This window comes from Psychrobacter sp. LV10R520-6, assembly GCF_900182925.1.
In the GTDB taxonomy this organism is placed as follows: domain Bacteria; phylum Pseudomonadota; class Gammaproteobacteria; order Pseudomonadales; family Moraxellaceae; genus Psychrobacter.
In genome coordinates this window covers 2,273,197-2,293,458 of record NZ_LT900024.1, presented here as the reverse complement: position 1 = coordinate 2,293,458, position 20,262 = coordinate 2,273,197, and the positions used below count along the sequence as shown (strand labels likewise).

At 44.3% G+C, this 20,262-nt stretch carries 11 protein-coding genes; 10 read left to right on the top strand and 1 reads right to left on the bottom strand.

From position 1 onward, the window contains the following. Positions 1-519 precede the first annotated feature (519 nt). The 3 genes from rpoB (at position 520) to U1P77_RS09445 (ending at position 9,781) form a co-directional block, all read left to right on the top strand. Positions 520-4,638, top strand: coding sequence for a DNA-directed RNA polymerase subunit beta (rpoB, locus tag U1P77_RS09455; protein ID WP_321154770.1), 4,119 nt, complete (start codon positions 520-522; stop codon positions 4,636-4,638). Between the two features lie 185 nt (positions 4,639-4,823). Next, positions 4,824-9,050 (top strand): DNA-directed RNA polymerase subunit beta', encoded by a 4,227-nt coding sequence (gene rpoC, locus U1P77_RS09450; RefSeq protein WP_321154769.1) that lies wholly within the window; start codon positions 4,824-4,826, stop codon positions 9,048-9,050. 203 nt (positions 9,051-9,253) lie between these two features. Then, complete coding sequence (locus U1P77_RS09445) at positions 9,254-9,781, top strand: DUF6586 family protein (RefSeq protein WP_321154768.1); 528 nt, start codon at positions 9,254-9,256, stop codon at positions 9,779-9,781. A 228-nt stretch (positions 9,782-10,009) separates the two neighbouring features. Here U1P77_RS09445 and U1P77_RS09440 read toward each other — a convergent pair whose 3' ends face one another. After that, positions 10,010-12,703 (bottom strand): penicillin-binding protein 1A, encoded by a 2,694-nt coding sequence (locus U1P77_RS09440; protein WP_321154767.1) that lies wholly within the window; start codon positions 12,701-12,703, stop codon positions 10,010-10,012. Positions 12,704-12,895: 192 nt separating this feature from the next. Between U1P77_RS09440 and pilM the strand changes: the two genes are divergently transcribed. The 7 genes from pilM (at position 12,896) to aroB (ending at position 20,248) form a co-directional block, all read left to right on the top strand. Continuing rightward, the gene (gene pilM / locus U1P77_RS09435; RefSeq protein ID WP_321154766.1) at positions 12,896-13,960 is read left to right on the top strand and encodes a type IV pilus assembly protein PilM; all 1,065 of its coding nucleotides are present in this window, start codon (positions 12,896-12,898) and stop codon (positions 13,958-13,960) included. Then, positions 13,960-14,619 (top strand): PilN domain-containing protein, encoded by a 660-nt coding sequence (locus U1P77_RS09430; protein WP_321154765.1) that lies wholly within the window; start codon positions 13,960-13,962, stop codon positions 14,617-14,619. Before pilM ends, U1P77_RS09430 begins: the two co-directional genes overlap by 1 nt. Then, positions 14,616-15,338, top strand: coding sequence for a type IV pilus inner membrane component PilO (locus U1P77_RS09425; protein WP_321154764.1), 723 nt, complete (start codon positions 14,616-14,618; stop codon positions 15,336-15,338). Before U1P77_RS09430 ends, U1P77_RS09425 begins: the two co-directional genes overlap by 4 nt. Continuing rightward, complete coding sequence (locus U1P77_RS09420; RefSeq protein ID WP_321154763.1) at positions 15,338-15,871, top strand: pilus assembly protein PilP; 534 nt, start codon at positions 15,338-15,340, stop codon at positions 15,869-15,871. The genes U1P77_RS09425 and U1P77_RS09420 overlap by 1 nt, the downstream gene beginning before the upstream one ends. Before the next feature lie 27 nt (positions 15,872-15,898). Beyond that, the gene (gene pilQ, locus U1P77_RS09415; protein WP_321154762.1) at positions 15,899-18,280 is read left to right on the top strand and encodes a type IV pilus secretin PilQ; all 2,382 of its coding nucleotides are present in this window, start codon (positions 15,899-15,901) and stop codon (positions 18,278-18,280) included. A gap of 164 nt (positions 18,281-18,444) precedes the next feature. After that, positions 18,445-19,014 (top strand): shikimate kinase AroK, encoded by a 570-nt coding sequence (gene aroK, locus U1P77_RS09410; protein ID WP_321154761.1) that lies wholly within the window; start codon positions 18,445-18,447, stop codon positions 19,012-19,014. A gap of 94 nt (positions 19,015-19,108) precedes the next feature. Then, positions 19,109-20,248, top strand: a complete 1,140-nt coding sequence (aroB, locus tag U1P77_RS09405) for a 3-dehydroquinate synthase (protein ID WP_321154760.1) — start codon at positions 19,109-19,111, stop codon at positions 20,246-20,248. The last annotated feature ends 14 nt before the right edge of the window (positions 20,249-20,262 follow it).

The window sequence follows — 20,262 nt, the reverse complement described above, 5'->3', positions numbered from 1 at the left end:
GCTAAACATCAATAGATGGATGTTTGGTGTTTTTTTGCGTCTGCATGCTTTCCAACTACTAACAACGTTTGTATTGATTCCGATTTATTTTGCTTCTAAATAGTCTAGCATGGTTTTACTGTCAGTATAGGGTTCATAGACGGTAGATATCAGTGACGATACCGTTCATGTCATATATATATATTTGATATGACTCAAAAATAAAGCGCTTGAAGATAGATTGTTTATTATTGTCACAATCCACTATTGAAATCTTAAGCGAAAGTAGTCATATCCTAATATCAATTTTAGAAAGCTGCAAAGTGTCATAGTGATATGACAGTTGAATTTCAGCTAAATTAAAATAAGTATTTGTTTATTATAAACAGGTACAGCACATTATTAAGAATAGTTGTAGTAAGAACCGTTTTTATTATTATCGTTTACGTCGCTAAGTTTGCATAGTATTAATATCAAATAGTATCGATGCACGCTGGCCACGCTTTTCATTTGTTTTCACGTTTACTGTAAGGACTCTCGATGGCATATTCTTATACTGAAAAAAAGCGTATTCGCAAAAGTTTTGCTGAATTGCCCACTGTGATGGACATTCCCTATTTATTGTCTATCCAAGTAGATTCCTACGAGCACTTTTTGCAAGAGCACAAAAAGCCAAAAGCTCGTGAGAATACCGGTCTGCAAGCTGCGTATTCCTCTATTTTCCCTATCGAAAGTCACTCTGGTAACGCAGAGCTACAATTCGTTGAATACTATTTAGGTACGCCTGAGTTTGATGAGCGTGAATGTATCCTACGCGGCTCAACTTTCGCAGCACCGATGCGGGTCAAAATTCGCTTAATTATCAAAGATAAAGACAGCAAAGATAAAGACAGCAAAGCGGCCATTAAAGATATTCGTGAGCAAAGCGTTTATATGGGCGAGATGCCATTAATGACCAATAACGGTACCTTTATTATTAATGGTACTGAACGGGTTATCGTATCGCAATTACATCGCTCACCTGGTGTGTTCTTTGACCATGATAAAGGCAAGTCGCACTCAAGTGGTAAAGTGCTGTATAACGCGCGCATTATTCCTTACCGTGGTTCTTGGTTAGATTTTGAATTTGATGCCAAAGATTTAGTATTTGCTCGTATTGATCGTCGCCGTAAGCTATTGGCTTCTATCATTCTACGCGCACTAGGTCTGAGCACCTCTGAGATTCTAGATCTATTCTTTGAAAAAGTAGCTGTTTATAGAGGCGAAGAGCAGTTTGAGATTGATCTGGTTGCTGATCGCCTGCGCGGTGAGATGGCACAGTTTGATATCTTATCACCTGAAGGTGATGTGGTCGTCGAGCAGGGCAAACGTATTAATGCCCGCCGTATCCGTCAGCTTGAAGAAGCGGGTATGACCAAAATTTCGGTACCTGATGAATACCTATATGAGCGTATTTTAGCAGAAGATATTATCGTTAATGATGAAGTAATCGCTAAAGCTAACACGCTAATTGACCATGAATTATTGGTGAAATTAAGCTCGTTTGAAGCCAGTGAATCTATCAAAGAAATCAGTATCTTGTTTACCAACGATATTGATCAAGGCAGTTATATCGCTGACACGCTACGTGCTGATAGCACGTCAAGCCGTGAAGAAGCCTTGATCGAAATTTATAAAGTCATGCGTCCAGGTGAGCCACCAACGGTTGATACCGCTGAGAAATTATTTGACAGCATGTTCTTTAACGCTGATCGTTATGATTTATCGAACGTCGGTCGTATGAAATTTAACCGCCGTTTGGGTTTAGATTTTGACGATACTGCTGATCCTGATATCCAGCGTTCACGTAGTGTTTTAACCAATGGTGACATCGTCAATGTGCTTAAAGAGCTGGTCGAGATTCGTAATGGTCGCGGCGAAGTCGATGATATTGACCATTTGGGCAACCGCCGTATTCGTTCAGTTGGCGAGATGGCAGAAAACCAATTTCGCGTCGGTCTAGTACGGGTTGAGCGAGCGGTCAAAGAGCGTTTGAGCTCAGCTGAGTCTGATAACTTATCACCACAAGATTTGATTAACTCGAAGCCCGTTGCGGCTGCGGTAAAAGAATTCTTTGGCTCAAGCCAATTATCACAGTTTATGGATCAGAACAATCCGTTGTCTGAAGTTACCCATAAACGCCGTGTTTCTGCTTTAGGACCGGGTGGTCTGACCCGTGAACGTGCTGGTTTTGAAGTACGTGACGTTCATGATACCCATTATGGCCGCGTATGCCCCATTGAGACTCCTGAAGGTCCAAACATTGGTTTGATTAACTCGCTAGCTATATTTGCTAAAACCAATAGCTTTGGCTTCTTAGAAACGCCTTATCGTCAAGTGGTTAATGGTCAAGTAACTGATACGATCGAATATCTGTCAGCGATTGAAGAAGTGGGCACTGTGATTGCACAGGCTGACTCACCGATGACCGCAGATGGTGCGTTGAGCGATGAGATGGTTAGCGTCCGTAGCTATGGCGAATTTGCCCGTATGCCACCCGAGAAAGTGACTCATATGGATGTGTCACCAAGCCAAGTGGTATCGGTAGCGGCAGGCTTAATTCCGTTCCTAGAACATGATGATGCCAACCGTGCCTTGATGGGCTCGAACATGCAGCGTCAGGCTGTTCCTACACTACGTGCTGATAAGCCGTTAGTAGGTACTGGTATGGAGCGTCACGTTGCGCGTGACTCTGGTGTTTGCGTGATCGCTAAACGTGGCGGTGTGATTGAAGATGTTGATGCCTCACGTATCGTGGTACGGGTCAACGAAGATGAGATGACTGCTGGTGAAGCGGGTATTGATATCTATAACTTAATCAAATACACGCGCTCAAACCAAAATACTTGTATTAACCAACGTATTATTGTCAACCAAGGTGATGATATTGCCACAGGTGACATCTTAGCCGATGGTCCATCAACTGACTTAGGTGAGTTGGCATTGGGTCAAAACATTCGCATCGCATTTATGCCGTGGAATGGTTATAACTTCGAAGATTCAATCTTGCTGTCTGAAAAAGTGGTTAAAGAAGATCGTTTTACCACCATTCATATTCAAGAATTGACTTGTGTGGCACGTGATACCAAGCTTGGTACCGAAGAAATCACTGGCGATATTCCAAACGTTGGTGAAGCCGCTTTATCAAGTCTTGATGAAGCAGGTATCGTCTATATCGGTGCTGAAGTAGATTCTGGTGATATTTTAGTTGGTAAAGTCACGCCAAAAGGTGAGACCCAGCTGACCCCAGAAGAGAAACTACTACGGGCAATCTTTGGTGAAAAAGCCGCTGATGTTAAAGACACGTCTTTACGTGTACCAACATCAAGCAAAGGGACGGTTATTGACGTACAAGTCTTTACCCGTGACGGCGTCGAAAAAGATGCACGTGCCAGAGCGATTGAAAAATCACAGCTCGACAGCTATCGTAAAGATTTAAAAGAAGAGTTGCGTATTTTTGAAGAAGCGGCACGTGGACGTATTGGTACATTACTTGATGGCCAAAAAGTCAGTGGTGGTTCTGGACTAAAAGCGGGTACCGTTATGGCAGCCGCTGATATGAAAGATATGAGCCTTGAGACTTTACTTGATATCCAGCCGGTCGAAGAAGAAATTTCTGAGCGTCTAACACAAATCGCCGAATACTTAGTTGATAAGCAAAAAGATATCGATAGCAAGTTTGCTGAGAAAAAACGCAAATTGACTTCAGGTGATGATTTGCAACATGGCGTGCAAAAGATCGTCAAGGTTTATCTAGCAGTCAAACGTCGTATCCAGTCTGGTGATAAAATGGCCGGTCGTCATGGTAACAAAGGGGTGGTATCACGTATCATGCCAGTCGAAGATATGCCTTATGATGAGCATGGTAACACCGTAGATATCGTACTGAATCCGCTTGGCGTACCCTCGCGTATGAACATCGGTCAGGTACTAGAGACCCATTTGGGTATGGCTGCGAAAGGCTTAGGTGAGAAAATCGAAGGTATGCTCAAAGCGAAAGCGGCGATGACTGACCTACGTGATTTCTTAGATCAAATCTACAATAAAGTTGGCGGCGAAAGCGTTGATCTTGATAGCTTAACTGATGATGAAATCATGACTTTATCAGATAATCTGCGTGGTGGTGTGCCAATGGGTACGGCGGTATTTGATGGGGCGCATGAGCATCAAGTCAAAGACTTGCTAGAGCTTGCAGGCCTCGCTAGAAACGGTCAACAAACCTTATATGATGGTCGTACGGGTCAGAAGTTTGACCGTCAAGTAACGGTCGGCTATATGTACATGCTCAAACTCAACCATTTGGTTGATGACAAGATGCATGCACGTTCTACAGGGTCATACTCACTAGTGACGCAGCAGCCGCTTGGTGGTAAAGCTCAGTTCGGTGGTCAGCGCTTTGGTGAGATGGAAGTGTGGGCACTAGAAGCTTATGGAGCTACTTACACCTTGCAAGAGATGCTAACGGTGAAATCGGATGACGTTGAAGGTCGTACTCGCATGTATAAAAACATTGTCGATGGCGAACAGTATATGGATCCTGGTATGCCAGAGTCATTTAACGTACTGACCAAAGAAATCAAATCATTGGGTATCAATATTGAGTTAAAACAAACCCATTAAGAACGACTGGCTGACTGAGTTAACGTTATTGCAGTCAGTTATTAACCTTAGTGGTTAGCTAAAAGCAGCATGCTCTATTGCTGCTGCTTTTAGTGATTTATCTCAACCCTATTCATTGCCTTCATTCATCTTATCCGTGTTAATAGCACGCTGTCAGATGATTATAAAGATAACGGAGAAGCAACTTGAAAGATTTACTCGATATCATGCAAAGCCCTACCAGTAATGGTAACCATGAGTTTGATAGTATTCAAATTACTTTGGCCTCACCTGACGTTATTAAGTCATGGTCGCATGGCGAAGTCAAAAAGCCTGAAACGATTAATTACCGTACGTTCAAACCTGAGCGTGACGGTCTATTTTGTGCCAAAATTTTTGGCCCAGTAAAAGACTTTGAATGTCTTTGTGGTAAATATAAGCGTCGTAAATTCCAAGGCGTTATCTGCGAAAAATGTGGCGTTGAAGTTACGACTGCTAAAGTGCGCCGTGATCGCATGGGTCATATTGATCTTGCCAGTCCAGTTGCACACATTTGGTTCTTAAAATCATTACCAAGCCGCATTGGTTTGTTACTTGATATGACCTTGCGTGATATTGAACGTGTTTTATATTTTGAAAGCTACATCGTTACTGAGCCAGGTTTGACCAGCTTAGAGAAGTATCAATTGCTTGATGATGAAGATTATTTCAGAGCGCTGGAAGAATTTGGCGACGAGTTCATTGCTAAGATGGGTGCTGAAGCCGTTCGTGATCTATTGAAAGATATTGATTTAGATCTTGATATTGATGAGCTGCGCGAAGCCATTCCCCAAACTGGCTCTGAAACTAAGCTTAAAAAAATGTCTAAGCGTCTAAAATTATTAGAAGCTTTCCGTGACTCTAATAACAAGCCTGAATGGATGGTCATGACCATCTTGCCAGTATTGCCGCCAGATTTGCGCCCACTAGTACCGCTAGAAGGCGGACGTTTTGCGACTTCAGATCTTAACGATCTTTATCGCCGCGTCATTAACCGTAACAACCGTCTTAAGCGTTTGCTTGAGCTGAGCGCCCCTGATATCATCGTGCGTAACGAAAAGCGTATGTTGCAAGAATCAGTTGATGCGTTGCTTGATAACGGCCGCCGTGGTCGTGCAATTACCGGTAGTAATAAGCGTCCGTTAAAATCTTTGGCTGATATGATCAAAGGTAAGCAAGGTCGTTTCCGTCAGAATCTACTGGGTAAACGTGTGGATTACTCTGGCCGTTCGGTCATTGTGGTAGGTCCAACGCTGCGTTTGCATCAGTGTGGTTTGCCTAAGAAAATGGCACTTGAATTATTCAAGCCATTCACTTATAACAAACTATTATCACATGGTTTGGCGACTACGATTAAAGCGGCCAAGAAAATGGTCGAACGTGAAGAGCCACAAGTGTGGGACATGCTGGCCATGGTTATCCGTGAGCATCCAGTACTCCTTAACCGTGCGCCAACGCTTCATCGTCTAGGTCTACAAGCATTTGAGCCGGTATTGATCGAAGGTAAAGCCATCCAGCTACATCCGCTCGTCTGTACTGCGTTTAACGCTGATTTTGATGGTGACCAAATGGCGGTACACGTGCCATTGACCTTAGAAGCACAGCTTGAATCACGTGCCTTGATGATGTCAACTAACAACATCTTGTCGCCTGCTAACGGTGATCCAATCATCGTACCGTCACAAGATGTGGTCTTAGGTTTATATTACATTAGTCGCTCATCAATCAATGCGCAAGGCGAGGGCATGGTTTTTGCCACCGTCAATGAGGCATTGCGCGCGATTGGCTCTAATGATTTGCATGTGAATGCCAAGATTAAAGTGCGGGTTACTGAAACCCATATCGATGACGATGGCAATCACATCAAAGAAATCAGTATCAAAGATACCGTTGCCGGTCGCTTGCTTATCTGGAACATCATGCCTTTGGGTATGGCGTTTGAAGAGTGTAACCAAGAGATGACTAAGAAAAACATCTCGGGTTTGATCAACTCTTGCTATCGTAAAGTGGGTGTGAAGGACAGCGTTATGTTCGCTGACCAATTGATGTATCTTGGTTTCGCACAAGCGACGCTATCTGGTGTGTCTATTGGCTTGGATGACATGGTCATTCCGCCAAATAAAAAGCAAATCATTGAAGTTGCGGAAGCCGAAGTTCGCGAAATTGAAGATCAATTTGAGCAAGGTTTTGTGACCGCTGGTGAGCGCTACAATAAAGTGGTTGATATCTGGTCACGTACCAATGACAAAGTCGCCAAAGCAATGATGGACAACTTAGCAACTGATAAAGTCATTAATGCGCAAGGTAAAGAGGAAGAGCAAAAATCGTTCAACTCAATCTTTATCATGTCAGATTCTGGTGCTCGTGGTAGTGCTGCACAGATTCGACAGCTTGCAGGTATGCGTGGTTTGATGGCTAAGCCGGATGGCTCAATTATTGAGACCCCGATTAAAGCCAACTTCCGTGAGGGTTTGACCGTACTTCAGTACTTCATCTCAACGCATGGTGCACGTAAAGGCTTGGCAGATACGGCTCTAAAAACGGCCAACTCAGGTTATCTGACTCGCCGTTTGGTTGATGTCGCACAAGATTTGGTCATTACCGGTGATGATTGTGGCACGGATCAAGGCTTGCTCATGAAGCCGCATATTCAAGGTGGCGAGATCATTGAAAAACTTGGTGATCTAGTGCTTGGTCGTGTGACTGCTCGTGATGTGACCTATAACGATGATGAATCGAAAATCTTGATTCCAGTTGGCACCTTGATTGATGAGCATTGGGTCAATGTTCTTGACGAAAATGCAATCGATGATATTTGGGTACGCTCAGTCATTACTTGTAACGTAGCACATGGCGTTTGTTCGCAGTGTTATGGTCGTGACCTTGCCCGTGGTCATAAAGTCAATATCGGTGAGTCAGTCGGTGTTATGGCCGCGCAGTCTATCGGTGAGCCGGGTACTCAGTTAACGATGCGTACCTTCCACGTGGGCGGGGCAGCAAGCTCAGCCTCTGTGGACAATAGCATCTCTGTACGTAATGCCGGTCAAGCGCATTTCGAAAACATGAAAACTGTTGAGCATACTGATGGCCATTTGGTTATCGTATCGCGTTCAGCTGAAATTGCTTTAACTGATGAGCTAGGCCGTGAGCGTGAACGCTATAAAGTACCTTACGGTTCAAGCGTACTGGTGAAAAATGAAGATCAGGTCGAAGGCGGTCAGACTATCGCTAAGTGGGATCCGCACACGCATCCTATTATTACTGAGTTTGCTGGTAAAGCGCGCTTTAGTGATATTACCGATGGTCTAACAGCGACTGTGAAAGTTGACGATGCTACTGGTATGAGCTCATTTGAGATTCTTGCTAATCGTGACCGTTCAAGCTCGGCTAAAGACTTACGTCCTGCCATCATCTTGAATACCGATGCTGGTAAAGAAGTGGTTTACTTCTTACCTGCTGAAACCATCATTCGTGTTGGCGATGGTGAAGAAGTTGCTGCTGGTTCAATTCTGGGCCGTGTACCACAAGCGTCTTCAGGAACTAAAGATATTACTGGTGGTCTACCACGAGTAGCTGATTTGTTCGAAGCCCGTCGTCCAAAAGATCATGCCATCATGGCAGAGATGACTGGTGTGGTGAGCTTCGGTAAAGAAACCAAAGGTAAAAACCGCTTTATCATTACTAACGAAGACGGTGAAGTTCATGAAGAGCTGATTCCAAAATGGCGTCAAATTAACGTCTTTGAAAACGAGACCGTAGCGCGCGGCGAAGTGATCGCTGATGGTCCACAAAACCCGCATGATATCTTGCGTCTAAAAGGCCAAACGGCACTTGCTGACTATATCGTGAACGAAGTGCAAGATGTTTATCGCTTGCAAGGCGTAAAAATCAACGACAAGCATATCGAAGTTATTATTCGTCAGATGCTACGCAAAGTTGAGATCACGGATGGCGGCGATTCAAGTCACTTCAAAGGTGATCAGGTTGAGTTTGCTGATATCAAAGCCGTTAACGCTAAGTTGGCTGAAGAAGATAAATTCCCAGTCCAGTATGAGCGTCAATTACTTGGTATCACTAAAGCGAGTCTTGCGACTGAGAGCTTTATCTCAGCGGCCTCGTTCCAAGAAACCACACGCGTCCTAACGGCTGCTGCGGTTACTGGTAAGATTGATGAACTACGCGGTCTCAAAGAAAACGTAGTTGTTGGTCGCTTGATTCCTGCTGGTACCGGGCTTGCGTATCACAAAGCTCGCAAAGATAAAGCAGAGCAAAAAGTTATCGATAAAGATCGTAATGCGGCATTTGATATGACCACTGCCAGTAGTGATAGCAAAGACTTTACTAGCTTTGATGAAGCTTTTGCTCAAGAGCTGAATCAAGACAGTCAGTCTTAATAGCGTTTAACGAAACATTATTATTAAAGTAAAAAAGCCAGCCGCGTAGCTGGCTTTTTTATGCCTTTAAAGAAAGTGAAAAATGGATGGTTGCTTTTTTTAAGAAACTTACTCAAGAAGATAGTACACTGGAAAAGCAGCTTTATTAGCCGTGTTCATTTTGATTACCATTAGTTCATTATTAATATAAGGATAAGAAGCGTATGGCAGGTAAAAGTCGCGTTGCCAAATATCAAGCAGATCGCACCAATCAAAAGTTATATTTTTGTCGTCTGGCCTGTCAAGCTGCGGGTAGCAGTAATGATAAACAGCACTATCAAGCACACTGTGAGACGGCTATCTTTCATTTGCACGGCACTTTTTTGGCATTATTGCAGGAGCTGAGTCATTTTTATGGCTTGACCATGACGGCACCAACATTGGCAGATATCGAACAAGCGTTGAGCGATCGTACGCAAATCTCACCAGAAGTACAGCGTCTACAGCAGTTGCAACAACAAGGGTTTTTAGCGAATATCGAGCGCGCTTATCAACGCTGCTTGTATGCCGTGCCCTCTGATAACTCAGCTGATGACAGCGCAAGTACTACTGAGACACAATCACGGGACATCATCGTCAATGTGGTTACTTTATCGAATCAATGGTTACCGGATGAAGCGACAATACGTGAATGGCGACAGCAGTTTTTAGAGCTCATCGAGCAATTACGTGCGGGGATGGTAGAATTTTAGACGTGATATCGAAGGTAGCATAAACAGCCAGTTAATAAATACTCATAATATAATTATTTAAACAATAGGAGTAAGTAGGGTCGGGTTTATCTGCTGTTAATAGAATCAATAAAAATGCTTGCTCAGTAATAACTGAACAAGCATTTTTTACGCGTTAAATATCAATAGCGGCTTTTTAATCTAAGGAGCTTCTAATCTAAGGAGCTTTTAATAGCTAGGCCTATTGTTTTATTCTGGCAGCGGCGGCATACGCTCAGCGGGTGTTACTGATAGTTGGTTTTGCGGCACACTACCGCTATTACGTTTTGGCGTTGCTGGTTTATCTGATGGGTTGTCTGACGGTTCAATGGGTTCAGGCTCAGGCGTTTTACGCTGCTGAGTTTTGGGCTTAACCGGTTTTGCCACTGTGCGGGTATCTGCATCCTCACCATCAGGAGCGATAATGCCGTCATCAGACATCTCTATCACTCGCTGCTTTTGTTTCTGGGATTTAGCACGGTTATTAATAGATACCCATTGGGTAGGGGTGTCTTTAAGCTGTGCTTTCATAAAGTCCATCCATACCGGTAACGCTGCTACCCCGCCATATTCACGGCGACCTAAGGTTGATGGCTGATCAAAGCCCATCCATACTACGGTAGCATTGGTCGGATGAAATCCTGCAAACCACGCATCTTTAGCTTCGTTGGTCGTACCAGTTTTGCCACCAATATCACTACGGCCTAAAGCCTTGGCGCGAACAGCAGTGCCACGCTGCACCACATCTCGTAAGATATCTGCCATATCATAAGCAACCTGTGGATTTATGATTCGCGGTGCTTGTATGGCACGTAGATGCTGAACCGCAGGCGCTTTTAGACGATCTGCTGCTGGACTGGCATTATAGACACTTAAATGGGTAGCAATACCCTTTTGTTGAGCGTTGCTTTGTTTTATAGCATTGCTTTGTTCTATATTTTCACCATTTTCTGAAGTTTGCCCTTCAGTAGCTGCTTGCTCATTATTAGAATTAGTAGCCGCTTCTTCATCTTCAGTCGGTTTATTGTGTTCTTCAATTAGTTTTTTATTGAGCTCATCGACTTGCTCATTATAACATAAGGCACAGGCTTGCTGAGGATTGGCTTGGTATAACAGTTTATTATTATAGTTATAGATTTGTTCGATAAAATAAGGTTGAATGCGGTGACCACCATTGGCAAAGGTCGCATAAGCGGTGGCCATTTGTAAGGGTGTTGCTTGCCCAGTACCAAGAGCCAGGGACAGTGTTGTTGGTAACTTTTCTTTATCCAAACCAAACTGATCTAATAAATTGCGAGCGTCTGAGATACCGATGGCCTGTAGCAGGCGGATCGACACTAAGTTACGCGATAGGTATAGACCACGGCGTAAGGTGATGTCCCCTAAAAAGCGTCCATCAGAGTTCTGAGGCTCCCAATCTCCTACTTGAATAGGCCGGTCTGAGACAATACTATCAGGACGATAGCCTTTTTCCAGAGCGGCCGTATAAATAAGAGGTTTAATGATCGAACCCGGTTGCCGCCAACCTTGCAGCGCGCGGTTAAATTTACTATGGTTAAAATCAAAACCGCCGACTAAGGCATTTACTGCGCCGGTCTCAGGGTTTAAAGACACCATGCTGCCTTGTATACTAGGTATCTGTGCCAGCTGCCAATCGCTGTTAGCGGTGGGTATCAGTCGAACAATATCATTTTTGCTAACGATTTGTTGTGCATTATCAGGAGCGTAGCCAATACGGTCTGCTGAAAAGTATTTGCGCGCCCAGCTCATATCAGACCAATTAACCGTTACACTTTCACCGGAGGGCATCTGCGCCTCAAAACTACGTGAGCTGACTTTAGTGACTTTGGCAGGAGACATGTTGCTGTAACGGCGGAAATCTTCAAGTGGCTCATCTTTAGCCTCGGCACCACGCCAGCCATGCCGATGATCATAGGCGACTAGACCGGTTAATATGGCCGATTCGGCATCAGCTTGTGCTTCGCTATCCACGGTAAGACGCACACGCCAACCCCCATTTACCACTTGCGCACCGTAGCGATTAACCAGTGCATAGCGGGTCATTTCTGCCAAATACGGCATGTTGACATCAAGTTTTTCTTGGTACAAATTAAGGTCAACTGGTGAGTTAATGGCCTCGTCATATTGAGACTTATTGATATAGCCCAACTCATGCATACGGCCAATGATCCAATTACGCCGAGTAAGGGCGCGGCTAGGATTGGCAACGGGGTTATACTTCGAAGGCGCTTTTGGCAAACCTGCTAACATTGCCATCTCAGAAATAGTGAGGTGATCTAATGATTTGCTATAATATTTTTTGGCAGCAGCGCGGATACCATAAGCGCCTTCGCCTAAATAGATTTTATTGACATAGAGAGTCAAAATGTCATTTTTGCTTAGCTCGTCCTCTATTTTACGTGCTAAAAACAGCTCAGTAAGTTTGCGATTTAAGGTACGCTCTGGGCTCAAAAAGTAGTTTTTGGCAACCTGCATAGTAATGGTTGAGCCACCGGTTTGACTGTCATCATCAGTAACTACTTCAGTAACCGCACGACCAAGGCCGGTGATACTAATACCACTATGTTGAAAGAAAGAGGAATCTTCAGCCGCCAAAAAGGCATGGGTTAGGTCTTCAGGAATATCTTCAAAAGTAACAGGTAAAGATAAGCGATGGCCATATTGACCAATTAATTTGTCATCGCGGCTGTAGATCTGTAGGGGCATCTCCAAATTTACGGTCTTAATCTCTTGAATGCTGGGCAAGGTTGGCGATATATACATGGCCATACCATAAAAGCCAATAGGCACAGCAAGTGCTAAGACGACGGCCAATGCCAGACAGGCAATGACTAGCCCCGCCAAAGAGCGAATGAGACGAGCGGTAGCATTTTTTTTGGTCATAATAAGACTTATTGGTTAAAATTTGCAACAAATGAACTATTATACCTTGAACAAAATAGACAGGTGATACTAAATGTGTAATTGGTCCTGAATTGTTTTTTAAATGCTTGAATCTGTCTATTAAGTAACGTATTGTATTTAATTATTACAAATATTATATATAATTATTAGATTTTATATTTCACATAAGGTATGGAGCTTTTGAGGCTATTTTCTTCTAAAAATCGACATTTGATTGGGGTAGATGTTTGTGCTACTTCAGTAAAGCTAGTTGATATACAGCGCCAGCAAGGAATATTTCACCTAAAATCATATGGTATCGAAAGATTACCTTTAGGCGTAGTAGTTGATAAACTTATTGTAGATACCGAAGCGGTCGGAAATATCATCGCCAGTTTAGCACGTCGCTGTCAGGTAGCTGGCAGCGATGCCGCAACCGCAGTCTCAGGGTCAGCAGTGATCACTAAAGTTATTGATATGGATATGGTGCTTAATGACATTGAACGTGAAGCTCAAATTCGTTTAGATGCCGATCAATATATCCCTTATCCGCTAGAAGATGTCAATTTAGACTTTGAGGTACTAGGTCCATCTTTAATAGACGATAACATGGTACAAGTCTTGCTGGCGGCCTCACGCTCAGAAAACGTAGATCAACGGGTCGATGCCCTAACCTTTGGTGGTTTACAAACTAAAATTATAGATATTGAAACGCATGCTATTGAGCGTGCTTTTGGTCTTATGGTAGACAATTTGCCCAATATGCCAGAGCTGGTTGCTTTAGTCGATATTGGACACAATCAAACCACTTTATATGTCGCTAAAAATGGCGAATTTGTTTATAGCCGAGAGCAGTTGTTCGGTGGTAGTCAGCTGACCGAGGCAATACAAAACCGCTATGGCTTATCATCTGAAGAGGCAACCATCAGTAAGCGTGAACGCACTTTGCCTGATGATTACCATCCTGAAGTGCTAACTCCTTTTATGGAAAACGCCATTCAACAAATTACCCGATCTTTACAGTTTTATTTTTCCTCGAGTCAGTACAGTAGTATTGACCATGTGGTGATCGCCGGTGGTAGCAGCTCTATTCCCGGTTTTGCGGGCATGATACAACAGAAGCTTGGCGTACCTGTCAGCGTAGCCAATCCATTTATAAATATGACCATTGATCCGTATGTGGATAGTGAGCAGCTTGCAATTGATGCGCCAATTTTAATAGCCGCTTGCGGTCTGGCGTTAAGGAACTTTGACTAATGGCTCGTATTAACCTATTGCCATGGCGGCAAGAAGAGCGCGAACACCGCAACAAAGAATTCATCACCTTAGTCGTCGCAGTGACTCTACTCGCGTTATTGGCCGCATTTGCTTCGTGGAGCTATTTTAAAAATCAGCTTGATGAACAACGCAATGCCAATGCGCTCATTGTACAAGAGAACAGCCGCTTAGATACTGTGCTGACAGATATTGATAGTCTAGAGCAGCGCCGCGAAAATATTATCTCACGTATGCAAGTTATTCAAGATCTACAAGGTCGGCGTCCCGTCCCTGTCCGTTTATGGGATGATTTAGCCAAAGCTATACCTGCAGCGCTCTATCTAAATAATCTCAAGCGCGAAGGTGACCTGCTGACGCTAACCGGTCTTGCAGACAATCCGAACATAGTATCAAGTTTGATTCGTAATCTTGATAGTAGTAAGTGGATGGGTGACTCAGCTGTTCGTAACATTCAGCAAAATATTAGCGCTTATGAAACCGCACCTGCCCTTAATCAAACCACTACTACGGGTGAACAGCCACGTCCAATTTACCCTGAGGACAGTTATGTGCAGTTTGTGGTGACCACAAAAGTGCAGTCAGAGACCGCCGCACCCGCTGAAACTGATAGCAGCACTGGGCTTGGAGGTGAGTTATGAAATTTAGCCGCAAAAAAAGCCTAATCAAAACCAAAAAAGCCGCTGTACGCCCTAAAAAACAGTTCAATCTTAATGAATTTCGGCGTAGCTTTGAGTCATTAGATTCTGAAAACTATGGCAGCTGGCCCTTGCCTGTTAAAGTAACGGTGATTGGATTTATTGTCGCTCTTATTGCTGCTCTATCATGGGCGTTACCGATTAGCAGTAAAATCGATGATATTAAAGCTGCTGAAAGTGAGCAGCAAACCTTGCTCGATAGCTACCGCGAAAAAGAATCGCGTGCCCGCCATTTAGAAGCTTATAAAGCACAAGTCATTCAGATGGAAACTGAGTTTAACACCTTGCTCGATCAGCTACCAAAAGACACCCGCGTGTCAGAGCTGGTAGAGGGTATTAATATGACTGGGGTAGGTAGTAACATACGCTTTCAAGACATCTCGGTGGAAGCTGAAATCGAAAACGAGTTCTTTATTGAACAGCCTATCCGTATCGCTGCGTTAGGGGAATACCATCAGTTTGGCAGCTTTATCAGTGGTCTTGCCGCCTTACCTCGCATTATTACTATGCACGATTTTGAAGTTAGTAATCCCCAACCCAGCTTAGATGTCTTACCGGAGCTTAATTTGGTATTACAGACTAAAACCTATCGCTCAAAAGAAACGGCGACTGAAGTTGACGAGACCTTCGCTACGGCTGATGCCAATGCAGGAGGCAACTGATGATTATCAAAAAACTGCCTACGCTGCTGATGTTAAGTGTCACTGTCTTATGGCTGACTGGCTGTAGCGATCGTATTGGGATGGCGGAGCAAGCGATGGCTGAGGTACGTAACCAGCCGGCGCAGGCTATTGAGCCGCCGCCAAAAGCTGAGCTGGTAGAGGATTTCGTCTATAGTGCTAATATGCTACGCAGTCCATTCTTGCCACCAAGCTTAGTCAATGCACAAAGCCCTACTGCCGCTATTGATGGTGTGCGACCTGATATCACGCGGACAAAAGAACCACTCGAACAATATGAGCTAACGCAACTGACCTTTAGCGGTATGATAATCTCACCCGAGGGCCAGCAGTATGCGTTGGTGCAGCGTCCTGACGGCTCGGTTGCTAGTGTCAAAGTGGGGGATTATCTTGGATTAAATGACGGCCGTATTGTTGAAATCACGCCGACCCAGATTAATTTGATTGAAATTGTGCCAGACAGCCGCGCAGGGTTCGTTGAAAGACCCCAGTCGCTGGTTTCTCCTATAAGTTAAGTCGGCAGATTTTTTGAGGAATAAATAATGACCGTACGCAATAACAAGGTAATGACGATGAGCAATCGCGTATCTTCTACCTTTGCCATACCTGCATTAGCAATCAGCATGGTGGCGATTAGCAGTAGCGCCCATGCTGATCAGCGCATCAATAACGTCTCTGTGATACAGACAGCACCAGCAATCACACAGATGCGCTTGGGATTTTCAAGCGTGCCAGTGCTTCCTGCTGCTTACCAGCTTGATGATCCTAGCCGTTTAGTATTAGATTTTGAGCAGGTACAGAACGGACTTGCCAGCCGCTTTAATGATTATAATATCGGTATGATCAATGATGTCACTACCTTAAGTAATGACAGCACCACTCGTCTTATTGTCGGCTTAAAACAATCTGGCAGTTACACTACTGCTATTGATGGTAATGATCTACTGCTGACTGTCACTGATCCTAACAGTCCTATGGTTACCACCAACCGTGCTAGCACTAACTCTGTTATATCAGCGCCTATGGTGAGAGCAACCGATAACGCAGCGATAACGACTACGGCAGTCGTCACACCTATTGTTGAGCGTAACAGCGTGGCCGTTGCTCCTATTATCACTAGCTCTACGGGTGTTAAGAATCAAGTACCTGCTGATACTATGGTGGTACGGGTTAATCCTTTATTAGATCCAAGTCTTGCGGCCTCACAAGTGAGTAAGCAGTATAGTTATAATGGTCTGACGGCGCTTAATTTTTCAGCAGGGAGCAATGGTGGCGGTAATATCAGTATCGCTCTTGCCAACGAAGCTATACCAGTTGATGTCCAGCGCCAAGGTAACAAGCTGGTAGTACGCCTGACGGGCAGTACGGTGCCTAGAAGTTTATTGCGCCGCCTGGATATCAATGGTGGTCTTGTCGATAGCGTTGATACCAAAAACCAAGGACAAAATGGGGTTATCACCATTAATATGACCGGTGATTATGAGTATCAAGCGTACCAGTCGGGCAACCAACTTAATATTGCTATCAGTAAGCCTGCGCTGCTACGCGAGCCGACGCTAGAAGAAAAAGTCTATAGCGGTGAAGCGCTGTCGATGGAATTCCAAGACGTTGAAGTTCGTAGTGTCTTAGATATTTTAGCCCAGTTCACTAATATAAATATCGTCGCCAGTGATTCGGTGACTGGTAGTATCACCTTGCGCCTTATTAATGTACCTTGGGATCAAGCGCTTGATATTATCCTGAAAAGCAAGAACTTGGGTAAACGTGAAAATGGTAACGTTATTTTAGTCGCGCCAACTGTTGAGCTTGCGCAACAAGAAGCTCAAGAGCTCGAAGCCCAGCAAGTGGTGCAAGCTTTTGAGCCGCTAAGAACAGAGTATATTCGTCTAAGCTACGCTAAGGCGGCAGATGTGCTGAACCTCATCTCTGATGGTAGTGGGCCTACAGGTAATAGTGGTGGTATTACTACCAATCGTGTTGATGATAACAATACGTTACTGTCGAATCGTGGTACGGTAACCATTGATGATCGTACCAACACTTTGATTATTAAAGATGTGGCAGCAAGCATCGAGAACATTCATAAGCTCATCAGCAAGATCGATATTCCAGTGCGTCAAGTCATGATTGAGGCACGTATTGTTAGCGCTACTGACAGCTTTAGTAAAGAGATCGGCGTACGTTGGGGTCTCTTATCTAACGGCGCTGCTACTAATCGTAACTTACTGGTTGGCGGTAGCAATCAGACCTTAGCGGACCTTAAAGACTTTGATGTAGAGACCACCACCGTCAATGGGCAAACGGTCTCCTATCCTTCATACGATATCACGAGTCCTGATAATTTAAACGTGGATCTTGGCGTCGCCAACCCTGCTGGGCGTATCGCTTTTGGTTTGCTTGGCTTGTCAGATTTTATGCTTGATCTGGAGCTATCTGCCATGCAAGCAGATAATCGCGGTGAGGTGATCTCTACGCCTAAGATTTTGACCGTGGATAAACAAACGGCAAAAATCTCATCGGGTACCCAAATTCCGTATCAAGAAGCATCGGCAAGTGGCGCAACCACCACCAGCTTTAAAGAAGCAGCCCTCAGCTTAGAGGCCACACCGAACATTACCCCTGATGGCAAAATTGGTCTACAACTGAACATTACCAATGGGACACCAACGATTATTAATGGTAATATAGCGATCTCTGAGGACTCTCTCTCAACCAACATCATCGTCGAAGACGGTCAAACCATCGTGCTTGGTGGGGTCTTTAAAAATCAAAGAGATAATGAGGTGGAAAAAGTACCATTCTTAGGAGATTTGCCGTATATTGGTAAAGCGTTCCGCCGGGATTTGCAAAGAAATAATAAGCAAGAGCTGCTGATATTTATAACTACCAAGCTCATTAATGATGGCATTAGCCGGTTGGATTAATGTTGCTGTATTGAGATCAGACCATAAAAAAGCAAGCCTAAGCGCTTGCTTTTTTATGGTCTGATCTTTACGATTGGTTGGGTTTTATCGATAATAATCGCGGCTCGTTACTAGCCAGAATATCGATGACGTTGTATGATAGCTAATTTAACTGAGTGAGTATTATGGTTGAGGAATTGCCGTCGGTATTTTTAGTGGGACCGATGGGAGCAGGGAAGACCACCATTGGCCGGTTGCTCGCCAAACAGTTAGGACGCGCGTTTGTGGATAGTGACTGGTATATCGAGTCACAAACCGGCGCTGATATTGCTTGGATTTTTGCTAAAGAAGGCGAGGCGGGTTTTCGCGAACGTGAGACCCGGGCAATAGATGAGCTGACGCAAAAAAAGCAAATTGTATTGGCGACTGGTGGCGGCGCAGTGATGTGTGCTGACAACCGTGAGTTCTTGCAGCAACGCGGTATAGTCGTTTATCTCAATGCGCCAGTTGATGTGCAAATGGCACGCACTGCTAAAGACAAGTCGCGGCCACTATTACAGCAGCCTAATCCTAGAAAAATATTACAAGAACTATATAGCGCCCGCGATCCACTATATCGACAGGTGGCGCATATAATCCTGCCTACGGGTCATACTTATCCACGGCATATGGTCAACCAACTCTTGCAGCAGCTCGAATCGTTTTCTGTGTCTATCTCTATTGTGAAGGACTTACCAACGTCTGAAGACGAATAATTATAAAAAGACGTGAGATTGGATTAATCACAGAATGTATCAATAAAGACGTTTAGAGAAAGTTAACCTATTAAAGATACTTAAGGAGTATTTCATGGCAACGTCACTGTTTCATGATGGCTTAACAGTACATACTCAAAATCATGATTATCCTATTGTCATTACTGAAAAAACGGCTACTGAAAAAACGACTACTGAAAAAAATGCCAGCGCAACAATCACCATGGCAGAGCAAGTTGCGCCCTATATTAGTGGTCAACAGGTATTGATTGTTACTAACGAGACGGTTGCCCCTTTATACTTACAGCCACTACAAGAGCAACTGGCAGAGCAATTCACAGTGAGAGTTTGTGTGCTGCCAGATGGCGAACAATACAAAAACCAAGCCAGTATCAACCAGATATATGATGAGTTGATGGCGCAGCACTTTAACCGTGATGTCACCTTAATCGCACTGGGTGGCGGGGTGGTCGGTGATATGACGGGGTTTGCGGCAGCAAGTTTTATGCGTGGGGTTAATTTTATTCAAATTCCAACCACGTTACTGTCGCAAGTCGACTCGAGCGTGGGTGGCAAAACGGGTATCAATCATCCGCAAGGCAAAAACATGATTGGTGCGTTTTGGCAGCCGCAAATGGTATTGGCTGATATGAGTACCTTACAAACCCTGCCTGCACGTGAGCTATCGGCAGGGCTGGCTGAAGTCATCAAATACGCACTGATTATGGATGTGGATTTTTTAACGTGGCTTGAGCATAATTTACCAGCGATGATGGCACTAGATCTTGCCATATTAGGCGAGGCGGTGAAACGCTGCTGTGAGCATAAAGCCGCTGTCGTGGCGCAAGATGAAAGAGAGGCTGGCTTGCGGGCGCTATTAAACTTTGGTCATACCTTTGGTCATGTGATTGAAACCCATGAAGGCTATGGCAATTGGCTACATGGCGAGGCGATTGCTGCCGGCATGGTACAAGCCGCTGAATTGTCACAGAAAATGGGCTGGTTGAGCGTTAATGAAGTGGCACGTATTAAGAATGTCTTGGCGTTAGCTAATTTACCCACCACACCGCCACCTATCGCTGTCCAGACTGCTTTAAGTCTAATGGGTCATGATAAAAAAGTGAAAAACGGACAAATCCGTCTGATTTTGTTAAAATCACTAGGACAAGCGGTATTAACGAACGACTTCGATGACCAACTACTCACTGACGTATTGTCACAACACACTTCATAAAGCGTCAGAAAGCT